Source organism: Dietzia sp. DQ11-44 (assembly GCF_014145205.1).
GTDB classification, from domain to species: Bacteria; Actinomycetota; Actinomycetes; order Mycobacteriales; family Mycobacteriaceae; genus Dietzia; species Dietzia natronolimnaea.
Genome location: NZ_JAALEC010000036.1, coordinates 1 through 2200, shown reverse-complemented (window position 1 = coordinate 2200; position 2200 = coordinate 1). Strand labels below are relative to the sequence as shown.

The window sequence follows — 2200 nt, the reverse complement described above, 5'->3', positions numbered from 1 at the left end:
CCCGTCAGCACCGGCCTCCGGCCGGAGGGCCGATCCGCCTCCGGCGCGGCCGATCGGCGACCGTCCACCGGGACGCTCCCCGTCCGGGTGGCGTGGGGCAGCATCAGGCCCCCGTCGTAGGGCGCGCCGCTCTGCGGGGACCGCCGTGAACTCATGTCCAAAATGTAGGCGCTCGGGGGCGTGGGGTCACGCAGAATCGTTGCCATGGACACGAACTGCTCTAGAACTCGTTCTACTTATTGAGAGTTTGACCTGATCAGGGTGCCGTCTGGACATGAGAACAAGTTCAGGTCACAATGTGAGGACAGCCACATTTCGTCCGCCCTCGCGAAGGATTCTGCCATGACCGAAGCTGCTGACCATTCGACCGATCCGCTCGCCGGAACCAACCCGGAGATGAACGAGGCCGCGGTGTTCGAGGCCGTCGCCGACAAGATCCCGGACAACGCACTGCTGACCATGGACGGCGTCGACTACACCTACCGTCAGGTCGACGATCTCGCCAACCAGATGGGGCACCTGCTCCGCGCCCACGGTGCGGAGCCGCTCAGCCACGTCGCGCTCTACATGAAGAACAGCACCGCGCACATGGCGGCCATCATCGGGTGCATGAAGACCCGGGTGGCCGGGATCAACGTGAACTACCGGTACACCGCGCCCGAGTTGGTCTACCTGTTCAACGACTCCAAGTCGATCGCCGTGCTGGTCGACGCCGAGTTCGCCGAGACCATGGCCGCAGCGGTCCCGAAGCTCGAGACCGTGCGTACCGTGATCGTGTTCGGCGGCGTCCCGGAGGTCCTGGCCTCGGCGTGTGCCGAGAAGGGCCTGACGGTGGTCGACGGGGACACCGAGTGGCCGGCACAGTCGGCGGAGCGGGACTTCGAGCCCGTCCGCGGCGACGACCACTGGATCGTCTACACCGGCGGGACCACCGGCTTCCCCAAGGGCGTGCAGTGGCACATGTCGGACTACTTCTACGCGTGCCTGTCCGGGGGCAACCCCTACGGTGACAAGCGGCACAGCCCCGCCGAGGTCGCCGACAACGTCTCGCCCGACGGCGGGATGAAGGTGGTCATCTCGGCCCCGCTCATGCACGGTGCGGGCCTGTTCACGCTGCTGACCTTCGTGAACCTCGGCGGCCACCTCATCATGTTCCGCGAGTTCGACGCGGCGGAGATCATCCGGGCGACCGCCGAGCACAAGGCGCACATCCTCATGTTCGTCGGCGACGGCATGGCGGTGCCGCTGACGGACGAGCTGGTCAAGGGCACCGAGACCATGGACTTCAGCACCCTGTTCATGATGGCCTCCGGCGGCGGCATCTGGTCCAAGTCCAGCCGCGAGCGCGTGCTCGAGGTGCTGCCCAACATCATCATCCGCGACAACTTCGGCGCCTCGGAGGCCGGCAACGACGGCGAGCTCGGGATGAGCGAGTCCGGCGAGATGACCATCCCGGCCAGCCCGAAGCTCGGCCTGGTCGACGAGGACTTCCATCCCATCGAGCCGGGCTCGGACGAGATCGGCTACATCGTCCGCCGCGGTCACCTGCCGATCGGTTACTGGAACGACCCGGAGAAGACCGCCAAGACGTTCCCCGTGGTCGACGGTCGACGCGTCTCGGTCCTGGGCGACATGGGACAGCTCCGCGAGGACGGCACCATCGTGTTCCTCGGCCGCGGTTCGGGGTGCATCAACACCGGCGGCGAGAAGGTCTTCCCGGAGGAGGTCGAGCAGGCGCTCAAGGCGCACCCGGCCGTGCACGACGCGCTCGTCGCCGGGGCGCCGGACCCGCGCTACGGCCAGAAGGTCGCCGCCGTGGTCTCGTTCCGCGAGGGGCAGTCGGTGGAGCAGGACGAGCTGTCCGAGTTCCTGCGTCAGTCACTGGCCAACTACAAGGTCCCCAAGGTGATCGTCGACGTGCCCGAGATCCGCCGCTCGCCCGCGGGCAAGGCCGACTACAAGTGGGCCAAGGACCAGCTGCCCGCGAGCTGACGGCACGGCGCTAGTCCGTCGCGAGGATGCGCTCGACCGCGCCCAGCGGGACCCCCACCCAGCTGGGCCGGTTGCGCGACTCGTACACCACCTCGTAGAGGGCCTTGTCCAGCGTGTACGCCCGGAGGAGCGCACCGGAGTCGCGGGGGTCCGAGTCGCTCACCTCGGCGTACCCGGCGCAGAAGGCGTCGACGTTACGGTCCCGCCA

The 2200-nt window shown here is 67.7% G+C and carries 1 protein-coding gene and 1 pseudogene; one reads left to right on the top strand and one right to left on the bottom strand.

Annotated elements, in window-relative coordinates; all coding sequences use genetic code 11:
* Positions 1-342: 342 nt before the first annotated feature.
* Positions 343-1992: an AMP-binding protein gene (locus tag G6018_RS01075; protein WP_182638507.1), complete on the top strand. Its 1650-nt coding sequence runs from the start codon at positions 343-345 to the stop codon at positions 1990-1992.
* Positions 1993-2002: 10 nt separating this feature from the next.
* On the opposite strand, the pseudogene G6018_RS01070 reads toward G6018_RS01075, so the two are convergent.
* A pseudogene (locus G6018_RS01070) lies at positions 2003-2200 on the bottom strand (hypothetical protein); the annotation flags it as partial.